This is a genomic window from Exiguobacterium sp. S3 (genome assembly GCF_018617295.1).
Classification (GTDB): domain Bacteria; phylum Bacillota; class Bacilli; order Exiguobacteriales; family Exiguobacteriaceae; genus Exiguobacterium; species Exiguobacterium profundum.
The window spans coordinates 1-20,778 of sequence record NZ_JACSJW010000003.1 but is presented as its reverse complement, the minus strand read 5'-3'; the positions used below and the strand labels follow the sequence as shown (position 1 = coordinate 20,778).

Here is a 20,778-nt window from a genome sequence, read left to right as displayed (position 1 = left end):
AAAGGGGCGATTTCACCATGAGTGGTTCAAATGTAGAAACAGATGCCATCATTCCCGTCACACGACCGAGTATGCCGGACTTTGATACGTATGTCGAGATGATTCGCCCCCTTTGGGACTCGCGTCACTTGAGCAATCGTGGCGAACATGTGCGGGCATTAGAAGAAGAGTTAGAGCAGCGTCTCCACGTCCCGCACGTCTCCTTATTGACGAACGGTCATCTAGCCCTTGAGACGGCGATTAATGTGCTCGGGTTGACAGGTGAGGTCATCACGACGCCGTTCACATTCGCCTCGACGACGCATGCGCTCATCCGAAAACAGATCACCCCTGTCTTTTGTGACATCAACCCCGTCGACTACACGATCGACGTCAACAAAATCGAGGCGTTGATCACGGAACGGACGACGGCCATCCTACCCGTTCATGTGTATGGGAACGTATGTGACGTGGAGGCGATCGAACAACTCGCAAAACGCCATGGACTCCATGTCCTCTACGATGCGGCGCACGCATTCGGTGTCCGGCACGACGGGCGCGACGTCTCGACGTTCGGCGACCTGACGATGTTCAGCTTTCATGCGACAAAAGTGTTTCACACGATTGAGGGTGGCGCGCTCACGTTCCGGGATGCCCGTTACGTCGAAGCGATTCATCAAGCCGTCAACTTTGGGATCACCGGACCAGAATCCGTCGAATCGGTCGGGGGCAACGCCAAGATGAACGAGTTTCAGGCGGCGATGGGACGGTGCAACCTCCCACGGATCGATGCCGACATTGAAAAGCGGAAACGTCTGGTCGAGCGATACGACACCCGTTTGGGGGATGCTTCGTTTCTGCGCTTGAACCTTCGGAATGAACGGACCGAGTCCAACTATGCGTACTATCCGGTTCTCGTCACGAAAGGGAGAGCGGCACGCGATGACATGATGGCATACTTAGCGCAGCATGGGATTCTCGCCCGGAAGTACTTTTATCCACTCGTGACCGATTTTTCCTGCTACGCATTCGACGCATCCGTACCGAACGCCACGTACGTCTCGGATCGGGTGATCACCTTACCTCTCTATCCGGATATGACAATGGAGATGGTCGACCGCATTTGTGACGTAATCCTTGAAGGAGGGAATGAACGATGAAAGGAATCATTCTAGCGGGTGGGAACGGGACGCGTCTCTACCCGATGACGAAAGCAGTCTCGAAACAGCTGTTGCCAATCTACGACAAGCCCCTCATCTATTATCCGATGTCGGTGTTGATGCTCGCCGGCATCAAGGAGATTTTATTGATTTCGACCCCGAAAGACATTGCAGGGTATGAGCGACTGTTCGGTGACGGGCATCAACTTGGAATCTCGATTACGTACCAAGTACAAGAGCGTCCGGTCGGTCTCGCGGATGCCTTCATTCTAGGAGAATCGTTCATCGGGGACGACTCCGTTTGCCTCATCTTAGGGGATAACGTCTTCTATGGACCGAACTTGACGCGCTTTTTGCAGGATGCGAAAGAGCGACAGTCAGGCGCGACGGTGTTCGGATATCCGGTCAAGGACCCGCGGGCATTCGGTGTCGTCGAGTTCGATGCGGATCGACGCGTCTTGTCTATCGAAGAGAAGCCGGCGGTCCCAAAATCCAATTATGCGGTACCGGGGCTCTACTTTTATGACAATCAAGTCGTCGAGTTCGCGAAACAAGTGAAGCCGTCGCCACGCGGCGAGCTCGAGATCACGTCGATCAATCAAATGTATTTGGAACGAGGCGAGTTGAACGTCGTCTTGTTCGGTCGCGGGATGGCTTGGCTCGATACAGGAACGCCGGAAGGGATGATTAAAGCCTCCATCTTCGTACAGACGGTGCAGGAACGACAAGGCTATTACATCGCATGTCTGGAGGAGATTGCGTGGCGTCGTGGGTTCATCACGCGAGAGCAATTGGCCGACATCGGTCAGACGCTCAAGATGACCGATTACGGACAGTATTTGATATCGCTTCTAGAGGAAGGAGAACAGACCAATGCATACGATCCTAGTGACTGGCGGAGCCGGGTTCATCGGTTCAAATTTCATAAAACACTTTCGGGACAAACATCCAACGTCACGCATCCTTAACGTCGACGCGTTGACCTATGCCGGCAATTTAGAGAACGTCCAAGCGTTCGAGCACGACCCGCTCTACGTGTTTCGGAAAGTAGACATCCGCGACCGTCCGGCGATTGATGAACTGTTCTCTCTCTTTGAGATTGATGAAGTCGTGCATTTTGCGGCGGAATCGCATGTCGACCGAAGTATCCTTGAGCCGGAGTTGTTCCTCTCGACGAATATCCTGGGCACACAAGTGTTGCTCGACGCGACCATGCGGCATTGGAAACGGTATCCGGACGATAAATACAGTCGAGAATACCGAGATGACGTCTGTTTCGTCCATGTCTCGACGGATGAGGTATACGGGTCGCTCGGGGAGACGGGGTTCTTTACAGAAAAGACACCACTCGCCCCGAACAGTCCTTATTCCGCCTCGAAGGCCGGGTCTGATTTGCTCGTTCGTTCCTATCATGAGACGTACGGCTTACCAATCAAGATCACCCGTTGCAGCAACAATTACGGTCCGTATCAATTCCCTGAGAAACTGATTCCGCTCATGGTGCACCATTGTATGACCGATCAACTGCTTCCGGTTTATGGGGACGGAGGACATATCCGGGATTGGTTACATGTGCAGGACCACTGTGAAGCCATCGATCTCGTTCGACAAAAGGGGCAGGTCGGAGAAGTTTATAACATCGGCGGACATAACGAGAAGACGAACCTGGAGCTCGTCCGAACGATTTTACGAGCGTTTGACTTACCTGATGACCGTATCCAATTCGTGACGGATCGTCCTGGCCATGACCGCCGTTATGCCATTGACGCGAAGAAAATGCAAGACGAACTCGGGTGGGTGCCACGCTACAGTTTTGAACAAGGGATCGAAGAGACAATCGAATGGTATCGGTCACATCCGGAATGGGTCGAGCGCATCGTCTCGGGAGCGTATAAAACTTACTATCAAGACATCTATTCTTCCTAAGTCTGAGTCGTTCTATCATCCCGGGGAAAGGAGGGGATCGACATGGTGATGGTCAGCATCGACTGCATCACGTATAACCACGAACCGTACATCGCCAAAACGATTGAAGGATTCTTGATGCAGGAAACGGATTTTGAATACGAGATCCTGATTCATGAGGATGCCTCAACGGATCGGACGGCGGACATCGTGCGCAAATATGAAGAACAACATCCGGACCGGATTCGGGTCATCTATCAAACGGAAAACCAATATTCTAAAGGGGTCATGGTGAATCTGTTGAACGAAGAGAGGGCGCGTGGCAAGTACATCGCCCTTTGTGACGGGGACGACTACTGGACCGACCCACACAAGTTGCAGAAACAAGTCGACTATATGGAAGCCCATCCGGACTGTACGCTCTGTTTTCATGATGCGTATGTCGAAACGAACGACACACTTCATACCGGATGGCGCGTCATCCCGTGGATGCCTGAAAACAGAAAGTATGCCTCGACGGAGCCGCGGACCTATCATGCCGGGGAGTTACAGCTACTCGGCTTCATTCCGACGATGTCCATGTTGTACCGGAATGGACTGACAGACGATCTGTTAGATTGGATCGGCGATACGCCCGCATTTGATGGCGCGCTAAAACTGCACGTCGCAAGCCAAGGTTACGCCTACTACATGCCTGAGGTGATGAGCGTATACCGATTCGGTGTGTCCGGATCGGTCACCACCAAGTGGCGTCAACGAAACAGGGAGCGTGATATTGAGCGGATGGAGGCATTCATCCGGATGATGGATGCGTTCGATTCCTATACGGATGGCAGATTTCATCAAGAAATCGAAATTTCTCGCTTATCGTTCGAGGTCGGCTTGCATCGGCTCCGACGAGATTTTCAAGCGCTGAAGTCACCCCGATATGACCAATATGTGGAGCGTTTCGTCGGGAGAGAGCGGCTACGTCCCTACTTGATGGTGCGACATCCGCACTTGATGGAGTGGTTGATTCGCATGCGCTCGTTCCAGCTCGGTTAAGGGAGGCGGCTCAAATGAAATTAGGGATCATGCAGCCGTACTACTTCCCATACCTCGGTTATATTCAATTGATGAACGCGGTGGACCAGTTCGTCATCTTGGACCATGTGCAATTTGCGAAACGAGGATGGATTCATCGAAACCGTATTTTGGTCGAGGGACACATCAAACCGATCCATCTGAAAATCGATCATATGACACAACATCGTACGATCCGTGAGCATGAGCGGATTCTTGATCCGGTTCATGAGAGCTATCAACTGCGCTTATTGCACCATGCGTATCAACGCGCACCAAGTTATGCCGACGTCATGCCGATGGTGGAACGAATCATTCAAAATGAGGAACGCAATGTCGCCACTTATCTAGAAACGTTATTGACGGAAGTGCGTGACTATCTCGAGATGGATACGGAGTTATTGATCGCCTCCTCGCTCGACTACGACAAGTCGCTGAAGTGTGAACAACTAGTACTCGAGATTTGTCATCACTTGCGTACCTCGCATTATATCAATGCGATTGGCGGGCAGGAACTTTATGACAAACAGCGTTTCGCGGAATCCGGGGTGCCGCTTGATTTTATCCAGATGGATGCGGTGGAATATGCTCAATTTGGTCATCCGTTCACACCCAACTTGTCCATCATCGATGTCTTGATGTTCAATTCGAAGACGAAAGTGCGTGAATTGCTCCACGCCTATACGCTCGTCTAATGAGGCGAGATAGATGACGCAACGATTAGGGGAAAGGGGATGAACACGTTGAACACATCATTTGAATGGACCAATCGACGTCTATTCTTCAGCCCTCAGCGAGACGCATCACTCGACTGGATGGATGCGTTCGCACAAGGACCTTGTGTGTTGGAACGCGATACCTATTTGCGGATCTACTTCAGCTGTCGACCGAAGCCGATCGATGGACGATACGTCAGTCACAGCGGGTATGTGGATGTCGCAAAAGAGGATTTCTCGATTCTTCGGGTGAGTGAACGACCGATATTGGAGCTCGGTGCGCGTGGGACGTTCGACGAGTTTGGTGTCTATCCGTTCTCGGCGATTGAGGTCGGCGATGAGGTGCATGCCTATTACGGGGGCTGGACGCGTACGGTGTCCGTTCCATTTAATGTGAATATCGGAAAAGCCATCAGTCGAGACGGTGGACGTACGTTCGAGCGCGTCGGTCCAGGACCAATCCTATCGTATACGCTAGACGAACCTTTCATCTTGAGCGGACCGAAGATTCGGCGATTCCATGACACGTGGGTATTGTTCTATATCGCAGGACGAGAGTGGATCATGGACGGCGAACGTCCGGAACCGGTGTATAAGATCCGGTTGGCCACGTCGAAGGACGGGGTCACTTGGGTGAAGGCAGGACGCGATTTGATCGAAAGCGTACTTCCAAATGAAGCGCAGGCTAGTCCAGACGTCTTTTATGAGGATGGACGCTATCATATGTTTTTCTGTTACCGCGACGCGACCGATTATCGGAAAAATCCCGAGCGGACGTATCGAATCGGATATGCCTCTTCTCCGGACTTCCTCCATTGGACGCGTGACGATGACGTGATGAAGTTCTCGCGGACAGAATCAGGATTCGATGACGAGATGGTCGCCTACCCCCATACGTTCACGTTGAACGGGAAACGATATTTACTTTACTTGGGGAATGAAGTCGGACGAGAAGGATTCGGCATCGCGGAGCGCAAGGAGGGAGCGAGATGAAGTGGAAAAAACTCGGACACATCTTCGACCCGGCGCCGTACGGATTTTTCGGGAAGTACTCCTCGTTCGCCCAGTCCCCTCAGGCGCTCGTCTTCGAGGATTTTGTGCGCATCTATTTTTCGACCCGTGAACCGGACGGTGACATGTTCAAGAGCCACGTCCGATACGTGGACATGACACGTGATTTCAACATCATCGACGTGTCCACAGATGAGATTATCCCTCTTGGAAAACGGGGGACGTTCGACGAACACGGGATCTTCCCATTTCACGTCACACGGACGCGTGATGGGCTTTATGGCTATACGAGTGGCTGGAGCCGTCGTGACTCGGTAGCTGTCGAAACGGGGATTGGACTCTCTGTCAGTCGGGACGAGGGAGCGACGTTCGAACGGCTCGGAGACGGACCGGTATTATCGGCGAGCATCGAGGAACCGTTTCTCGTCGGCGACCCCTTTGTCGTCACACGGGAACAATACTATATGTATTACATTTACGGGACGACATGGAAAGAGGGACCGGATGGCGTCCAGGAACGAACGTATAAGATTGCGCTCGCCACGTCAGAAGATGGACAGACGTTCAAGCGTCACGGAAGAATCGTTTCGGATACGATTGCGGACGAGAGTCAGGCGCTTCCGACCGTGTTCGAAGCGGACGGACGTTACCATATGATCTTCTGTTTTCGAGACACATTCGGCTTTCGGACCGACCCGTTACGCGGATATCGATTAGGTTACGCCTATTCGGAAAATCTGTTGGACTGGACACGGGATGATGCGGCGCTCGGATTCGAGCGAAGTTCCGACGGATGGGACGCCGACATGGAATGTTATCCGCACGTCTTCGAGTGGGGAGGTCGGCACTATCTTCTCTATAACGGGAACGAGTTTGGGCGACATGGATTTGGTGTCGCAATTTTGGAGGACGTATGATGACTCGCGACCAAGGGACGGTCTCTGACTATGTGGCGCATCTTGAGGCGTGTGATCACCTGTTCCCGACCAAGCTGTCGGAGCGGGTAGCGCTAGAGCCATACGCTTTGAAGCTCTACGAACGGGCGACGTCGTATGAAATTTGGAACGACGGGCGTCTCGTCGGGCTAATCGCAGCATACATGGATATGGAGATTGTCTTCATCAGCCATATTTGCGTGTTGCCGGAAGCGCCGTCCGGTAGTGGGCACGCCTTACTGGAAGCGTTATGCGAAGAAGCAATCGAGACGAACAAACAGAAGATTCACTTGCACGTCGAGGCAATGAACGAACGGGCGATTGCCTTCTACATGCGCCACGGCTTCAGTGAGCTCGACCGAATGGGTGACGTGCTTGTCATGGAGTGTGTGTTGTGAGATGAATAGATAGCGAAATCGATGAATCGGACACCTTTCTACTGAGGAAGGTGTTTTTTGTCATCCGCAATACAAGAGAAGAAATGATTTCAAAATAAAAGTTTGAATTGTCTGATAATGGATATAAGATACATAGAATCTATGCCTTTTGTCTCATACGATTGGAGGTCTTATGAGGAAACAGCATTTAACGTGTATAGCGTGTATCCTTGTTTTGTTGTTCGTCAGTCACCCGATGCACTTCTATGCAACGGAGGATTCGACGTGTGAAGTATGTGGTGCCGAAGAGCCGGGAGATGAGGAAGTCAGCCCGGATGAACCACTCGACGAAGAGGTGCCGGAGGATCCGATACTTGACTCTGAACAGGAAACCGCTGAGTCTGAACCCGCACAAGAACCGAGTTCAACTGAAACGGAGGCGGCTCCTTCGACTCCAGTTCAGGACACAGAACCGGAATCAGAAGAGGGAGCGTCCATCCTTGACCCCGTACCCGAACCACCGGAAACCGAGCAAGATCCGGTGCCTGTGGAAGGGGAGGATGAGGAGGCTTCAACAGCGGAAACGGATGGCCTTGAAACGAGTGAACCGACGGAAACGACAGACTCGATTCAAGCGAACGGATTGCTCGGAGTCTCCTTACTGTCAGAGATCAGTTTGAGCGGAACCTACAGTGACCGCGTGGAGTTGACGTTGACCGGACAAGGGGTCCTCGATTTGAATCTACTGAAAGACCGTTTCGTCATCTTTCAAATTCCGAGCGTGTTGATGCCGTATCTCGACGAATCCAGTTTGACGGGAAACTACGAGATTCCTGCCTTGATTGGCGTGAATCGGGGAACCATCGCCACGAATCAATGGGTAGTGGATGAGGCTCGGGAGCAGGTGTATTTCCGTGCGAATCAGTTGCTCAGTGTGTCCGTATTGAACCCGAAACAATATCAATTCAAACTCAGTTTTCGCTTGAATCGTTTGCCTCTAGGGACACCTCAAGCCCATACCTTTTATGGCCATATGACAAATGAATTGGTGAGGATTGACCTGCTTTCAGATGGACGAGATGAGTGGACGCTTGAAACGGAAGGTCCAATCTTTCAGTTAAACGTACCGTCTGCAATCGACTTCGGTAGCGTATCGATTCGTCCGAGTGGTCAACAGATTTACCGAGATCAAGCGATGACCGTAACCGTCTCGCACCTTCGAGCGCTCGGATACGCGTGGCGTCTCACCGCGACCGCGACCCCGTTGACGTCTTCAGGAGGACATACGTTGACGGACACCGTCTTCTTCAAGCGAGAAGATGGGACCATCGTTTCCTTAGAGCAAGGTGTGCAAGTGATTGCAGAAGGCACGATGACCGAGCAGGCGACACCGTTGACGTATGGACCGACTGACGGGATTTTTTTGAGCGTGCAATCCCAATTACCTCAACCGACAATGTATCAAACGACCATCAACTGGACACTTGTGAATGCCCCATAGAGGAGAGAACCTAAATGAGGAAAAAACGTGTACGTCTTATGTTGTTGAGCAGTGTGCTATGTTTTGGGAACATGATGACCGTTTCAGCGATGAGCGGGGAGACGGAGGCGACTATCGAGTTCACGGAACTTGGGGTGCCAGACATCTATGACCCTGCTACGGATGCACCTTTTTTAGACCAACCAGATGCGAACGATGGGTTTGTGAACACGACGGCGGCAGAACTGACCCTCGACTTTGCGCCAAATCTGTATTTTGGCACGCACACCGTTCGAGATACGATGGCACTTGAATATGTGGCGCAGCCGACAGTGAACGGGAGCAAGTTGCCGAGAAGTCTGTTGGTGCAAGTCACAGACCGGCGGACGACGTTTGGGAACTGGTCGGTCCACGTCAAGGCGGCACCGTTCGAGCGGACGACCGAATCAAACGTCGAATCCTTGCCCGGAGCTTATTTCACCTTCAATGGAGGAGCGGTGAAATCACCGATTGGCAATCCGGACAGTCCTGTGTTAAGCAGTGGTAACATTCAATTGAATACGGATAATCAATACGTCAATGTGATGTCGGCTGCGGCCAATACAGGTCAATTCACTTGGCTGGCCCACTGGACGGGAGCAGGCGCTTCGGTTAAATTACATGTCGCCAATAACATGATGCAAGTCGGTCAACATGTGTCAAAGCTGACGTGGTCGCTGACGCCGAACTTGTTGCCTCCTGTGGATTGAAGGTGATGGGATGAAACGAATTTTGATAATCGGGATCGGTATAATTTGTTGGACGTGGATGGCTACCCTCTCGTCGGTTCATGCGCAAACAGGCGAGGTCGGTTTCTCGGTTGAAATCGTCCCTCATGCCAAGCAAACCAACCCACAAGTCGGATATTTCGACTTGTTCGTCTCCCCGTCAGAACCTGTCGTGCTCGAGCTGGTGATTCACAATCATTTCGACAAACGTCAACGTTACGAGCTGAACATCGGAAATGCGTATACGAATGAATTGGGTGTGATTGTGTATGATCAATCCGAACCGGTGCGAGAGGGCGTTTCATTTACCGATTTAGTGGATGACCTGCATCAAACGATTGAAGTCGGTCCGTCTGAAGCAAAGCGGGTGAAGATTGAAACAAATGCGGTCGGTAAGGTGATTGAGGGGGTATTGCTTGGCGGGATACGCGTATCGAGGACGGAAGATTCCACTACGCCAGAACAGGTAGGTGTTCAAAATCAATATGAGTATGTGATCGGTGTGAAATTGACGACGACGACGAAACAAGTCGTGTATGAACCGAAGTGGGAGAGCGTTTCGGTCAACACGAATCACTACTATCCACATGTCGCATTTGAGATTGCGAATCAGACGAGTTCCATCAGCGGACAGGTCGATCTCGAGATGCGAGTCGAGTCTGAAGAAGGAAAGACCATGTCGCACCGGATGGAAGCGAGGATGGCGCCTTATACGAGTACGGGATTCCGCTTCCCCATCACGGAACGCCTTGCACCGGGGACGTATCAGGTGTCTGTCGAAATGAGGGAACGGGAGACGAATCGGACGTGGTCATTTACGGACTCTTTCAAGGTCACGGACGAGGAGGCGGCTCACATTCAAGAGAGGGTGGAAGAACCGGTCGTACAACAATCGGGCTTCTTGAATCGTGACATGACGTTGCCGATTGTGGGAATTTGTCTACTCCTTAGCATCGGCTATATCCTTTACTTGAGAAGACGTTTGAGAAGCGCGTAAGAGCGCTTCTTTTTTCGTCAAGAAGGAACTTTCCGGTTTGTGTAGAATAGTACAAAAAGAAAAAGCGCCTGACCGAGGTCAAACACTTTTCTTAATCTCTCGTTTCCGGTCACGTTGTACTTTCCAAATCACTGATCCAATGATGATCAAAATTGGCGCGATGACCCATGGACGGGCTTCGAGAATCGAGACGAGTTCAAAAATGGAGAGCCATCCGCTCACCATGATCAAGACTAGCAAAAAGGTTTTCAGTCCCCCCCGGACCGGAAGCCAAAAATAGACGAACAATGTCACTAAGAAAAAAGCGATTAAGCCCATGCGGTTTGTCCTTTCACCCATCATTTTGACTCATTATAGCAAAGAACATCGAAAGAGTGTTAGAAGCTTCACTTCTTGGGCGTGTTTCGGTACGCTTATAAAAGATGATTGAAGGAGGAACTGATGTGAAATTTGGAATTATTGGTTTAGGATACGTTGGATTGGCTACACTTTGTGGTTTGGCAAAAGCCGGTCATCACGTCATCGGAGTGGAAGCGGACGAAGAGAAGTTGCGTCTTCTCATGAGTGGACATCCGCCATTCCATGAACCAGGCATGGCAGAGGTGTTGCAAGAGCACGCCGATCAGACCACCTTGACAAGCCGAATCGCCGATACGGAGCAGGTCGACTATTTGATTCTTGCGGTCGGGACACCGAGCAAGTCGGATGGAAGCTGTGACTTATCTTATATCGAAGCAGTCCTGTCGGAACTGAACACGAAGCATAAAATCGTCATTCGTAGCTCGGTCCCACCTGGCACGACAGATTTACTGAACATCATGTATCCCTCTCATACGTTTGCGATCGTACCGGAATTTTTACAAGAAGGACGCGCGCTCGCAGATGTCATGAAACCACACCGTGTCGTCATCGGGTGTGAAAACCTCGAAGTCGCAGAAGAGTTGGCGGGCATCTATGGACGCCTTGGCGTTCCGCTCATCTGTACGACACCGATTAACGCAGAACTCATCAAATACGCCTCGAACGCCTTTTTGGCCACGAAAATCAGCTTCATGAACGACTTGTCACGTCTAGCCGATCAAGCTGGCGCTGACATTTCGACGATTGCGGACGGGATGGGACTCGACCCACGAATCGGTCGCTCGTTCTTGAACGCGGGCATCGGGTACGGAGGTTCGTGTTTCCCGAAAGATATGAACGCACTCCTTCACGTCGCGAGTGAGAACGAAATCGACCTACGCGTCATCCGGGCGGCGGCGAAAGTGAATGAGACGCAAATCGAGTACGTGCTCTCGAAATTGAACGTTGAACCGAACATGCGCGTGGCTATCCTTGGTTTGGCATTCAAACCGGGAACGGACGATATGCGGGATGCCCCGTCGATTCTCCTCGCCCACCATATGGTGGCCCGTAACGTGGACGTCATCGGGTATGATCCGATTGCGACGTGGGACTATCCGCAAGCGACGACCGTCGAAGAGGCGCTGAAGGGAGCCGATTATGCCATTCTCGTCACAGAATGGGACGAGATCGTGAATTTGGCACCGAATGCCTTCAGCGGCATGCGCCAGCGTCGATTGATCGATGCACGGAACGCATGGAAGTTCGCACGCGACCCAGGCGATGTGTCGTACGAAGGAATCGGACGGATGCAACGTCCGTCGAACACGCCGACTTCAAACTAAACCTGTTCAGGACCGCTCATGTAGGCGGTCCTGTTTTTGTGTGGGATGAATCTTTTGCGTGACTCATGACGTATAGAAAGAAGAGGAGGTGAGGCACATGTGGATTCTTATATTGGCTGCTGTCATCGTCATCGCACTCGGTTTCGCAGTAGACCGGCTCGGTTGGTATCACTTGATTTCTGGATACAATACGATGTCGAAAGAGAGACAGGAGCGGGTCGACATCAAAAAAGTGGCGCGGCTGATTGCCTGGATGTGTTACGGCATTGGTGCACTTTTTGTCGTCATTGCGCTCATCGAACTGTCTGGTTGGAACGTCCCGCTCGAACCGTTCTTTCTCGTCCTGATGGTCTTCATTGTCGGGATGCTCTGGCGGATGCAGCGCTATGACGGCAATATTTATGACGAATCGGGACGCTTGAGACCGGGCGGAAAGAAACGTCTCATCCCAATCATCATCGTCTCCGTCGTCTTACTTGTCGGTGTACCGGCACTCCTATTTTGGTTCAGTCAACCGACTGAGGTGACCGTGACGGATGAAGCGATCGTGATCGAAGGCAGTTATGGTCGTGAGGTCCCGTTTGATGAGGTGGAAGACGTGGCGTGGACGACGTTGCCGGAAATCGCGCGTCGGACGAACGGAGCAGACACGGGAACACGTCTGACCGGGAATTTTCGGACGGAGGCAGGGGAGGATGTCCTCCTCTTCATCGACCGTGATGTCGAGCCGGTCATTCGACTCGATTGGTCGGAAGAACCGATTTATCTGAATCTGGGCTCGGCAGAAGCGACGAGACAGTTATATGAAGACATTCGTGCACGCTGAATAAGGGACACTCAACGCGAGTGTCCCTTTGTGTTGACCCATGATTCAAATGAAGCCGCATCCAGAGCGGGTGAGAAGTAGAAGCCTTGACCGAGCTCGACCCCTTCACGAAGCATCCGTGACAGGTCGCTCGCGGTCTCGATCCCTTCGGCGAGAGCGGTCAGCTGTTGCTCGTTCGCAAAGCGAGAGACGGCGCGTAAGAAGGACGTACTTTCTTTCGCCTTACCACTCACGTACATCCGGTCAATCTTCACTTCTTGAATTGGTAGATGCCAAATCGCTTCGAATGAGGCGTATCCGGTCCCGAAGTCGTCGATTGATAGGCAATAGCCGAGGTCAGCGATGTCTTCTAATCGTTCGAGCTCGCTCGCATACGACATGATATCCGATGACTCGGTCAATTCAATCTTCAACCGATCCGGTAGCCATGGATAGACCTCGATCGAATCTCGAAGCTTCGTCACGATGGACGGGTCGACCGAATGGGCCGACAAGTTGAACGACAAGGAGATGTCTTCAAATGCAGTTCCTTGCCACGCGACGAGCTGCGCGATCGTCTGGTCGAGAATATTATGCGACAGCCATAGGATTTGATCGGACCGTTCCGCGACGCGAATGAATTCGTTCGGTGGGATGACCCCGATGTCCGGGTGTGTCCAACGCGCGAGCACCTCTGCCCCGACGACACGACCGGTTTTCAACTCGACTTGCGGTTGATAGGCGACGGTCAAGTCACCTCTGCGGATGGCGTCCGGGAGCGCTTGTTCAATCAGTGCGGCGAGCTGCATCTGGGCTAAAATTTCCGAGTCATACCAAACCGACGGGGTACGTGTCTCTTTTGCGTGTTGCAACGCCTTCATCGCCTTGAACAGACAGTCGTTGTATGCCCCTTCCGTTTCGGTCGCTCCGATTTGAATATGCACGTTTTGGCGTTTATGGTTGATCGTCACTTCCGTCGGGAACAGCTCCAACAGCTCATGCTCGTCCTCGTATGAGAAGCCTCGGACATACAGCATGAACGTGTCATCGCGGTATCGACCGAAGAGATGTTGGGCATATTTCGAAAGACGGGACTCGACGGCTCGCGCAAACTCGATCATGAGCAGGTCGGCGTACGCCGGGTCGTACCAATCGACGAGATGATGATAGTCATGAATCCGGATGAGGACGAATGCGCCGTCAATCTCTTGCTTCTCCCACTTGCGGATAAAGCCATATTCGTTATACAGATTGGTCGCCAAGTCGAACCGGACGAGACGGTCGACCTTCCGTTCCCGTTCGACCCGGTCCGTCTCATCTTCGACGATAAGGTAATACGTCAACTTTTCCTCACGCTTGAGCGGTGTCAGCTTCACGTTCAAATAACGGAGATGCTCGCCTTTTAAGTGGATGATGAACTGGGCGCTCGTCCCTTGGTCGGTCACGCCTTCGAGTGCTTGCTCGAACAGACGGCGACCCGTCTCGGTGAACAATTGGTTGATCTCATATAAGTTTCGATCACCGAAAAACTGTCTAAACATCTCGTTTCGCTCAATCAGGTTATACGAGTCATCCATGAGGGCGATGGCGAGTCCCGTCTCGGAAAAGAGAGACGACCAGCGCTCATGGTAACGCACGAGGTCTTGTGAACGATTCTCTAGTTCGTGAACGGTCGAATGGACACTCGCGGCAATCTCGCGTAACTCGTCTTCGATGCCTCGAAAGTCATGTGTCTTCGGAAACATGGCCTCGACCGGTTCGAGGCTCGGGTCGATAGCGAGTGCGCGTGCTTTGAGATGCGCCAAGTCGTGATTGTAGCGATTGCGTGTATAGTAGAGCAGGAATAGGAGTCCGAGCGATAACAGCAACGTCATCACGAATGAGGTGGTGGCCAGGACTTGATAATGCTTACTTTCTTCCCGTAGCATCGTCTCAGAATTCGAGCGGACGGAACGAAGGGCACCATAGGCATCCTCATAGACGTTCGTGGAATTGACGTAACGGGCCTCTAGAGAAGCTTCGCGATTCGCCATATTCGCAAACGATCGACCACTATCCGCCACGTCGATGATCGCTTTCGTCTGTAGCTCTGGGTTTGACGCAAGGATGGTTTGGATGAGTGTCGCCTCACCGACAATCATGTCCACGCTACTTTCAAGTTGGTCCGCATCAATCGGTTCACGGAAGAGTGCGTCACGGTTTCGCATGAGCATCGACTGCATCCGCATGATGGCATCCGTCAACTCGTATGCCGCATTCGATTGATTCGTCTGCTCGAGTGCTTGATATAGCCAGCGTCGATTGATGGAACTGATGACGTCGGTCGGGACCTCTTCAAACTGTTCGGTCTCGAGAATTTGATTCAACTCGTTTGAGAACGTCTCGAGCGTCTCGCGTTCCCGTTCGTTCACACCGTCCTCAAAGTCGTTCAATAACCGCTCATTGTATTGGAGTGCCCGTTCTTTGTAAGGCGTGGACAGGAATGACGACGTCTGATTCGACTGTTCCTCATATCGGGTCGCCGCCTCGAACAGCGTCACATACGCTTCGACGCCAGCCAGGTCTGCCGCCTGATTCAAGTTCGTAATCGTTTGGTCGATGGCTTCTTGTTTTTCATGCCAATAAAAACTCGTTCCGAGTCCGAACAACAGGACACCGATGAGACAAGCGACTGCGAGCGCCATCGTGTAGGTACGGTATGGAATTTTAGCAAAACGGGGTTGGCCCATCCGGCACCTCCTTTTTTCCTTCATCATACTTCCGAATTCGGGTCAGGCGATGAAAATCCTGCAAAACGAAAGAAAAACCCGACTTTCGTCGGGTTTTTTGGCGTGACCAAAGTCACGGTCGTTTATAACCGATTAAGCGTGACTGCCAATACGGTTCTTTACTGATTTGGTTGTATCCTAATCCAGATGAACCGGCATGGATGAACGTATCGGAATTGATCATGATACCCATGTGCGATGGCCCGGCGGTATACGTGTTCTCGAAGAAGACGAGGTCACCCGCCTGGGGAACGAACGACTTAGGCAATTGCGGTCCGAAATAAGCGCCACCCCAATAATTGGCCACGTTCGTCCGTGGGATGCTGACGCCGGATTGATTGAATACATAATAGATGAGTCCTGAACAATCGAATCCACCGTTTGCCGGACTAGACGATGCCCACACGTACGGTGTGCCAACGTAGCGTTTTGCCACGTCAATGGTTGAAAGCCGTGTCGATTGGGCGCTTTGCCCTTTGATTTCCGTGACGGCTGATTTTGCGACGAATCCTGATGCGAGGCGATAGTGGGTCGCTGTCTCTCCGATCACGTTCAATAGTTCTCCACGCAGTGTCGAACCGACCGTGCTGCTCGACTCGTTCGCCTGTGACCGAATCGATGTCGGATAGTACGTGTAATACGAGTTCGCATCGTAGGAACCTTCGACCCAAGACGGACCGTCTGTCGAACCTTTCGGGACGGTTTTCACATAAGCCGAGGCGACAAATCCGACCGTATTCCCGTAATAAATCTGAAGCCATCCCTTCGATGACTGGACGACGCGCAACGTCTGTCCGGCTTTGACACTCCCGATGATGGTCGCACTCGTCGATGCGCTCGAACGGACGTTCAGGGACGGCGTGTTGACGATGTAATCGACAGTCGCATTGCCGGCACCGGCATCGCCTTCGTTCGGAGCCGGGTCACTCGGTGTCGTGGACGTCTCTTTCAAATATCCGGCGCTCACGTATCCCGACTTCCCGTTATATGTGACATAGTACCAGCTACCAGACTGTTTCGTCGCCTTGACGACGGTGCCGTTCGGGATGGTCGTGACGAGGGCGTAACCGATGCCCGCACCTTGCCGAACGTTCAGGTTCGCGGTCGTGACGAATGATTGGTTCATGGTTTGTTCTGTACTCGGTGTCGTCGGTGTCGCCGCTCCTGATGTCGTTAAATATGTATTGGCGACATATCCTGTTTTCGACCCGTACTTCACTTTCGACCAGGATCCTTCGACAGCTAGGACGGTCACGTTCTTTCCTTTTGGAATCGTAAGCAGCACGGTCGTCTTCGTCGACTTCGACGAACGCAGATTCAAGTTGGCTTTCGTTTGAGCCGTCACCGCGCTCGGTGTGACCGTTGTCGGTTTTTCGGCACTGCTCGACGTAGATGCCTTTTGCAAATAATCGTTATGCACCCAACCGGTCTGTCCGCCATAGCTGACTTTCGTCCACGATCCAGTTGATTGGATCGGTGTGAGCGTCGTACCTTTTGGAATCGTCAAGAGGACGCGATGCCACGTTCCTCCGGCGACCCGCATGTTCAAGGCGTGTGTCGTCGTGACGCGATTCGTGCTCGTCGTGGTCAACGAGGAACCACCTGTCGTAGCAGATGAATTGCCTGTCAGCTTTAGTTTTTGACCGATGCGAATGCTATCGGACGAGAGATTATTCAACGATTTAATCGTCGCAACAGACACATCATAAGATTGACTGATCGACCATAACGTATCACCCGAACGCACCGTATGCGTGCCCGCCGCTGCCGCCTCGTCTGCGTGAGCAAGCACGCTGACCGCTGCGAGTGCCGCGAATGAATAGGTGAGACCAGACTTTGGATTCATAGCGTCACATCCTTTCAAAGAGTGAGAACGAAACAATTCAACAAGTGAAACAATACAAGTTCATTGTACGGTGCAAAGAAATAGGCAAGCAATGGGACAAAAGGTCAATTCGCGTCTCTTTCTTAAAAAGGAGGTCAATAATTTAGAGATGGGAATAAATCCCTGTTTTATCACTTGAAAAAAGGAGGAAGTATTGACTTTCTGTTGAATTTTGGAAAACGTTGAATCGGATGATTCGTGCTATCATTAGGTCAAATTAAAATAGGTGAGGTAGCAGACTGATGGTCGAGAAGAACTTTTCAAACCGAACATATCGTAAACATCAAGAGAAACTGTTCGAGCTCGTACGAATGCCGATTGTCACCGAGAAAGCGGTGCAGGACGCGATTCGATATATGTGTGAGATCGTCGCCGATATGCTGGCGGTCGATACGGTGTCGATTTGGCATTTTGACACATCGTATCAATCCATTTCATGTCAAGTCGCCTATTCTCACGAATCAGGGACACATTACCCGGAGTTGACGGTCCATCGTGCGCTCGCGCCAGACTATTTTGATGCGCTTCAGACAGATCGCATCCTAGCGTTTGAGGACGTTCGCAATCACCCGTTGGTGAAAGACCTGTATAAAGAGTATTTTGTAGAAGGCAAACGGGTGTACTCCATGTTGGATGCTCCGATCTATGCGAACAATCGTGCCAAAGGCGTGATTTGTTGCGAAACGTTTCTCCCGAGGGAATGGAACTATCTTGAGGAGTTGATTGTCAGTACGCTTGCGGACTTCATTGCCATTCTGTACTTCCGGTTGGACCGGCAGGCTGTCGATACACACATTCGTCGATTGGCGTATACCGATGAATTGACAGGTCTCTTGAAAGATGTGGGCTTTATCGAGAAAGTGGATGCCGAACGTCAGCGTCATTCGCAGCAACTCGGGGCGATGGTGTATTTGAAAGTCGACGATTTCCGGTCGGTCGAAGATGCAATCGGAATCGAGAAGTCGGATGAAATCGTTCGTGAGGCGGCCAACCGTTTGCGCCGATACGTGGACGAGTCGAAACTAAGTCGTTTGTCTCAGTCTGGGTTTGCGATCTGGTTGCCGTATGGCGATCGGATTAAATTGAACACGGTTGCGGATGAACTATGTGAAGCGCTCGTGCGAGATCCGTTCATCGTGGATGAATTGGAAGTTATTTTGACGGTGAGTGCCTTTATCGCAGTCGAACAAGAAGACCTCACGACCCTTCAATTGATTCACCGTACCCGAATTGCGGCGAGTGAACGTGGGCAACAGCGGGCAGCCATCGTCTTTTATGAAGAGGAGATGGGGACGAAGGCGGCGAACCGATTGATCTTGGAGATGAATTTGCGGAGTGGCTTGGCAGGGAATGAATTCTTGCTGTACTATCAGCCGAAAATCGATGCGCTCACGGGATCGTTAAAAGGGTTCGAAGGGTTAATGCGTTGGAATCACCCGGAGCGCGGTCTCGTACCACCGCTCGATTTCATCCCGCTCGCCGAATCGACAGGCGTCATCATCGATTTGGAGGAATGGGCGTTTGTGACGGCTTGTCGTCAGCTTAAACGCTGGCATGAACGGGGAGAGCGCTATGAGCTCGCCCTCAACTTATCGGCACGTCACTTCTTATCCGAAGGGGTCGTCGAAAAGTTTGCCCAAATCGCACGGGAAGAAGGGGTCTGTACGAGTTATTTGACCTTGGAGATCACGGAGAGCGTGGGGATGGAGAATCAGCAACACGTCATCGATCGTTTTGTTGCATTCCGAGAAGAAGGTTTTTCCATCTCGATTGACGACTTCGGGACAGGGTTCTCGGCGTTCGTCTACTTGAAGCACTATCCGATTCATGAGATCAAAATCGATCGCCAGTTCATTCAAGTGACCGAGAATGACCCGACTGGGAACGTCATCGTCGAATCGATTGTCGACTTAGCACGTGGGTTGAATTTAAAGACGGTGTGTGAAGGGGTCGAGACAATCGAACAGTGGAATGCATTGCGCGAACTCGGCTGTGACGAGATGCAGGGGTATTATTTCTCTAGACCGTTACCGCTTGAAGAACTGGAAACATGGATTGCTGACTATACGACACAGACAAGGGACGCTTGAGCGTCCCTCAGCTTGTTGACTAACATGAATCATATCGCTCGCCTGTCCGGCGCCCACGCTTTCCGCAGGCAATCCCGGAGCCGCATCGCGACCTAGGTCGCTGCTGGGTCTCCGTCGGATTGCTTTCCTGTCGGAGTCGGGGCGCCGTCGGGCGAGCAACGCAAACGGTCGTCATCTGACGGCCGTTTGTCTTTTTCTGAGGCCTCGATGGCCGAAGAAAAAGCCCGTTGCATACTTCGAATCGCTCCAAAAGGGGAAAGGGAAGGTAAACGCCGAGCCCGCCCGTCATCAAAAGGAGGAACCCGATATGTACCGCGCCCATCCCGAGAAACGACACGAAGCGATCCAAACGGAGACCACGTTGGACCAGCTGGTCCCGCAGGATCACCTCGTCCGAAAACTCGACCGTCACATCGACTTCTCGATCGTCCACCGCCTCTGCGCCCCGCTCTATTCGAACACCGGGACGCCCGGCATCGATCCCGAGATCATCATCAAGATCATCCTACTCGGCCCCCTGTTCAACATCCGTTCCGTGCGCCAGACCGTGAGGGAGGTTCAGACGAACCTCGCCTATCGCTGGTTCCTCGGTCTCGGCATCGATGAGAAGGTTCCCGACCATTCGACGATCAGCCAGGCCTACCGGCGACGCTTCCAGGGGAACGACGTGTTCCAACAAATCTTCGAGGACATCGTCCGACAGGCGGAATCTCACGGTCTCGTCTCCGGGCGCATCCTGATCACGGACTCCACGCACATCCGGGCGAACGCGAACAAGAAGAAATTCGACAAGGTCGAGGTCGGACGGGTCGTCGGTGCGATCGAGGACGAGCTTCTCACCCGCGTGAACGAGGAACGGGCCGAACGCGGAAAAAAGAACTGAAACCGGCATCTGAGAAGAGGGAGCGCCGGCTCGTCAAGGTGAGCCGGACCGACCCGGATGCGGGATACATGTATCGTGACCAGAAGCCGGAAGGCTTTTTCTGGCTGGCGCATCGGACGGTCGACGCCAAGCACAATTTCATCGTCGATGTACACGTCACACCTGGGAACGTCTCGGACAGCACTATAAATGATACTTTTAATGTGTCCTAAAGTGATGGGATAAGAATGTACAATTTTGTCTCCTTCTCGCATACTTGTTCACGAGGTGAAC

At 52.1% G+C, this 20,778-nt stretch carries 20 protein-coding genes; 16 read left to right on the top strand and 4 right to left on the bottom strand.

The genetic code is table 11. The features are described 5' to 3' along the window. Window positions 1–17: 17 nt before the first annotated feature. The 11 genes from KNO65_RS08835 to KNO65_RS08785 all read left to right on the top strand — a co-directional run bounded on the left by KNO65_RS08835 (window position 18) and on the right by KNO65_RS08785 (window position 10,389). Complete coding sequence (locus tag KNO65_RS08835) at window positions 18–1,139, top strand: DegT/DnrJ/EryC1/StrS family aminotransferase (protein ID WP_214783423.1); 1,122 nt, start codon at window positions 18–20, stop codon at window positions 1,137–1,139. Beyond that, complete coding sequence (gene rfbA / locus KNO65_RS08830; RefSeq protein WP_031422432.1) at window positions 1,136–2,107, top strand: glucose-1-phosphate thymidylyltransferase RfbA; 972 nt, start codon at window positions 1,136–1,138, stop codon at window positions 2,105–2,107. Before KNO65_RS08835 ends, rfbA begins: the two co-directional genes overlap by 4 nt. Then, window positions 2,013–3,065 carry a dTDP-glucose 4,6-dehydratase gene (rfbB, locus tag KNO65_RS08825; protein ID WP_214783420.1) on the top strand — a complete coding sequence of 351 codons (1,053 nt, stop codon included), beginning with the start codon at window positions 2,013–2,015 and terminating at the stop codon, window positions 3,063–3,065. The genes rfbA and rfbB overlap by 95 nt, the downstream gene beginning before the upstream one ends. Before the next feature lie 42 nt (window positions 3,066–3,107). Further along, the gene (locus KNO65_RS08820) at window positions 3,108–4,088 is read left to right on the top strand and encodes a glycosyltransferase (protein WP_214783417.1); all 981 of its coding nucleotides are present in this window, start codon (window positions 3,108–3,110) and stop codon (window positions 4,086–4,088) included. Between the two features lie 14 nt (window positions 4,089–4,102). Then, window positions 4,103–4,801 carry a WbqC family protein gene (locus KNO65_RS08815; protein ID WP_214783414.1) on the top strand — a complete coding sequence of 233 codons (699 nt, stop codon included), beginning with the start codon at window positions 4,103–4,105 and terminating at the stop codon, window positions 4,799–4,801. A 39-nt stretch (window positions 4,802–4,840) separates the two neighbouring features. Then, complete coding sequence (locus KNO65_RS08810; protein ID WP_078147552.1) at window positions 4,841–5,815, top strand: glycoside hydrolase family protein; 975 nt, start codon at window positions 4,841–4,843, stop codon at window positions 5,813–5,815. Then, entirely contained in the window at window positions 5,812–6,750 is a 939-nt protein-coding gene (locus KNO65_RS08805) for a glycoside hydrolase family protein (RefSeq protein WP_214783411.1), read from the top strand. Before KNO65_RS08810 ends, KNO65_RS08805 begins: the two co-directional genes overlap by 4 nt. Then, the gene (locus tag KNO65_RS08800) at window positions 6,750–7,166 is read left to right on the top strand and encodes a GNAT family N-acetyltransferase (RefSeq protein ID WP_214783408.1); all 417 of its coding nucleotides are present in this window, start codon (window positions 6,750–6,752) and stop codon (window positions 7,164–7,166) included. Before KNO65_RS08805 ends, KNO65_RS08800 begins: the two co-directional genes overlap by 1 nt. A gap of 172 nt (window positions 7,167–7,338) precedes the next feature. Further along, window positions 7,339–8,646, top strand: coding sequence for a WxL domain-containing protein (locus KNO65_RS08795; protein WP_214783405.1), 1,308 nt, complete (start codon window positions 7,339–7,341; stop codon window positions 8,644–8,646). Between the two features lie 14 nt (window positions 8,647–8,660). After that, on the top strand, window positions 8,661–9,374 hold the full coding sequence (locus KNO65_RS08790; RefSeq protein ID WP_214783402.1) for a WxL domain-containing protein: 714 nt from the start codon (window positions 8,661–8,663) through the stop codon (window positions 9,372–9,374). Window positions 9,375–9,384: 10 nt separating this feature from the next. Then, window positions 9,385–10,389 carry a WxLIP family cell surface protein gene (locus tag KNO65_RS08785; protein WP_214783399.1) on the top strand — a complete coding sequence of 335 codons (1,005 nt, stop codon included), beginning with the start codon at window positions 9,385–9,387 and terminating at the stop codon, window positions 10,387–10,389. A 78-nt stretch (window positions 10,390–10,467) separates the two neighbouring features. Here KNO65_RS08785 and KNO65_RS08780 read toward each other — a convergent pair whose 3' ends face one another. Next, window positions 10,468–10,728 carry a hypothetical protein gene (locus tag KNO65_RS08780; RefSeq protein ID WP_214783396.1) on the bottom strand — a complete coding sequence of 87 codons (261 nt, stop codon included), beginning with the start codon at window positions 10,726–10,728 and terminating at the stop codon, window positions 10,468–10,470. 104 nt (window positions 10,729–10,832) lie between these two features. Between KNO65_RS08780 and KNO65_RS08775 the strand changes: the two genes are divergently transcribed. Both KNO65_RS08775 and KNO65_RS08770 read left to right on the top strand, forming a co-directional pair. Then, on the top strand, window positions 10,833–12,074 hold the full coding sequence (locus tag KNO65_RS08775) for a UDP-glucose dehydrogenase family protein (protein WP_214783392.1): 1,242 nt from the start codon (window positions 10,833–10,835) through the stop codon (window positions 12,072–12,074). Window positions 12,075–12,171: 97 nt separating this feature from the next. Next, entirely contained in the window at window positions 12,172–12,900 is a 729-nt protein-coding gene (locus tag KNO65_RS08770) for a DUF3784 domain-containing protein (protein ID WP_214783389.1), read from the top strand. Between the two features lie 11 nt (window positions 12,901–12,911). Here the strand turns inward: KNO65_RS08770 and KNO65_RS08765 are convergent, their stop codons facing one another. Both KNO65_RS08765 and KNO65_RS08760 read right to left on the bottom strand, forming a co-directional pair. After that, on the bottom strand, window positions 12,912–15,608 hold the full coding sequence (locus KNO65_RS08765; RefSeq protein ID WP_214783386.1) for an EAL domain-containing protein: 2,697 nt from the start codon (window positions 15,606–15,608) through the stop codon (window positions 12,912–12,914). A gap of 112 nt (window positions 15,609–15,720) precedes the next feature. Then, on the bottom strand, window positions 15,721–17,493 hold the full coding sequence (locus tag KNO65_RS08760) for an SH3 domain-containing protein (protein ID WP_214783383.1): 1,773 nt from the start codon (window positions 17,491–17,493) through the stop codon (window positions 15,721–15,723). Between the two features lie 281 nt (window positions 17,494–17,774). Here KNO65_RS08760 and KNO65_RS08755 point away from each other — a divergent pair, with 281 nt between their 5' ends. After that, window positions 17,775–19,622, top strand: a complete 1,848-nt coding sequence (locus tag KNO65_RS08755; protein ID WP_214783380.1) for a sensor domain-containing phosphodiesterase — start codon at window positions 17,775–17,777, stop codon at window positions 19,620–19,622. Window positions 19,623–19,714: 92 nt separating this feature from the next. Here the strand turns inward: KNO65_RS08755 and KNO65_RS08750 are convergent, their stop codons facing one another. Then, window positions 19,715–19,855: a hypothetical protein gene (locus KNO65_RS08750; RefSeq protein ID WP_251131697.1), complete on the bottom strand. Its 141-nt coding sequence runs from the start codon at window positions 19,853–19,855 to the stop codon at window positions 19,715–19,717. Between the two features lie 74 nt (window positions 19,856–19,929). On the opposite strand from KNO65_RS08750, the gene KNO65_RS08745 reads away from it, so the two are divergent. Further along, window positions 19,930–20,505, top strand: coding sequence for a transposase (locus KNO65_RS08745; protein WP_214783377.1), 576 nt, complete (start codon window positions 19,930–19,932; stop codon window positions 20,503–20,505). A gap of 38 nt (window positions 20,506–20,543) precedes the next feature. Beyond that, complete coding sequence (locus KNO65_RS08740; protein ID WP_214783374.1) at window positions 20,544–20,717, top strand: hypothetical protein; 174 nt, start codon at window positions 20,544–20,546, stop codon at window positions 20,715–20,717. Window positions 20,718–20,778 lie beyond the last annotated feature (61 nt).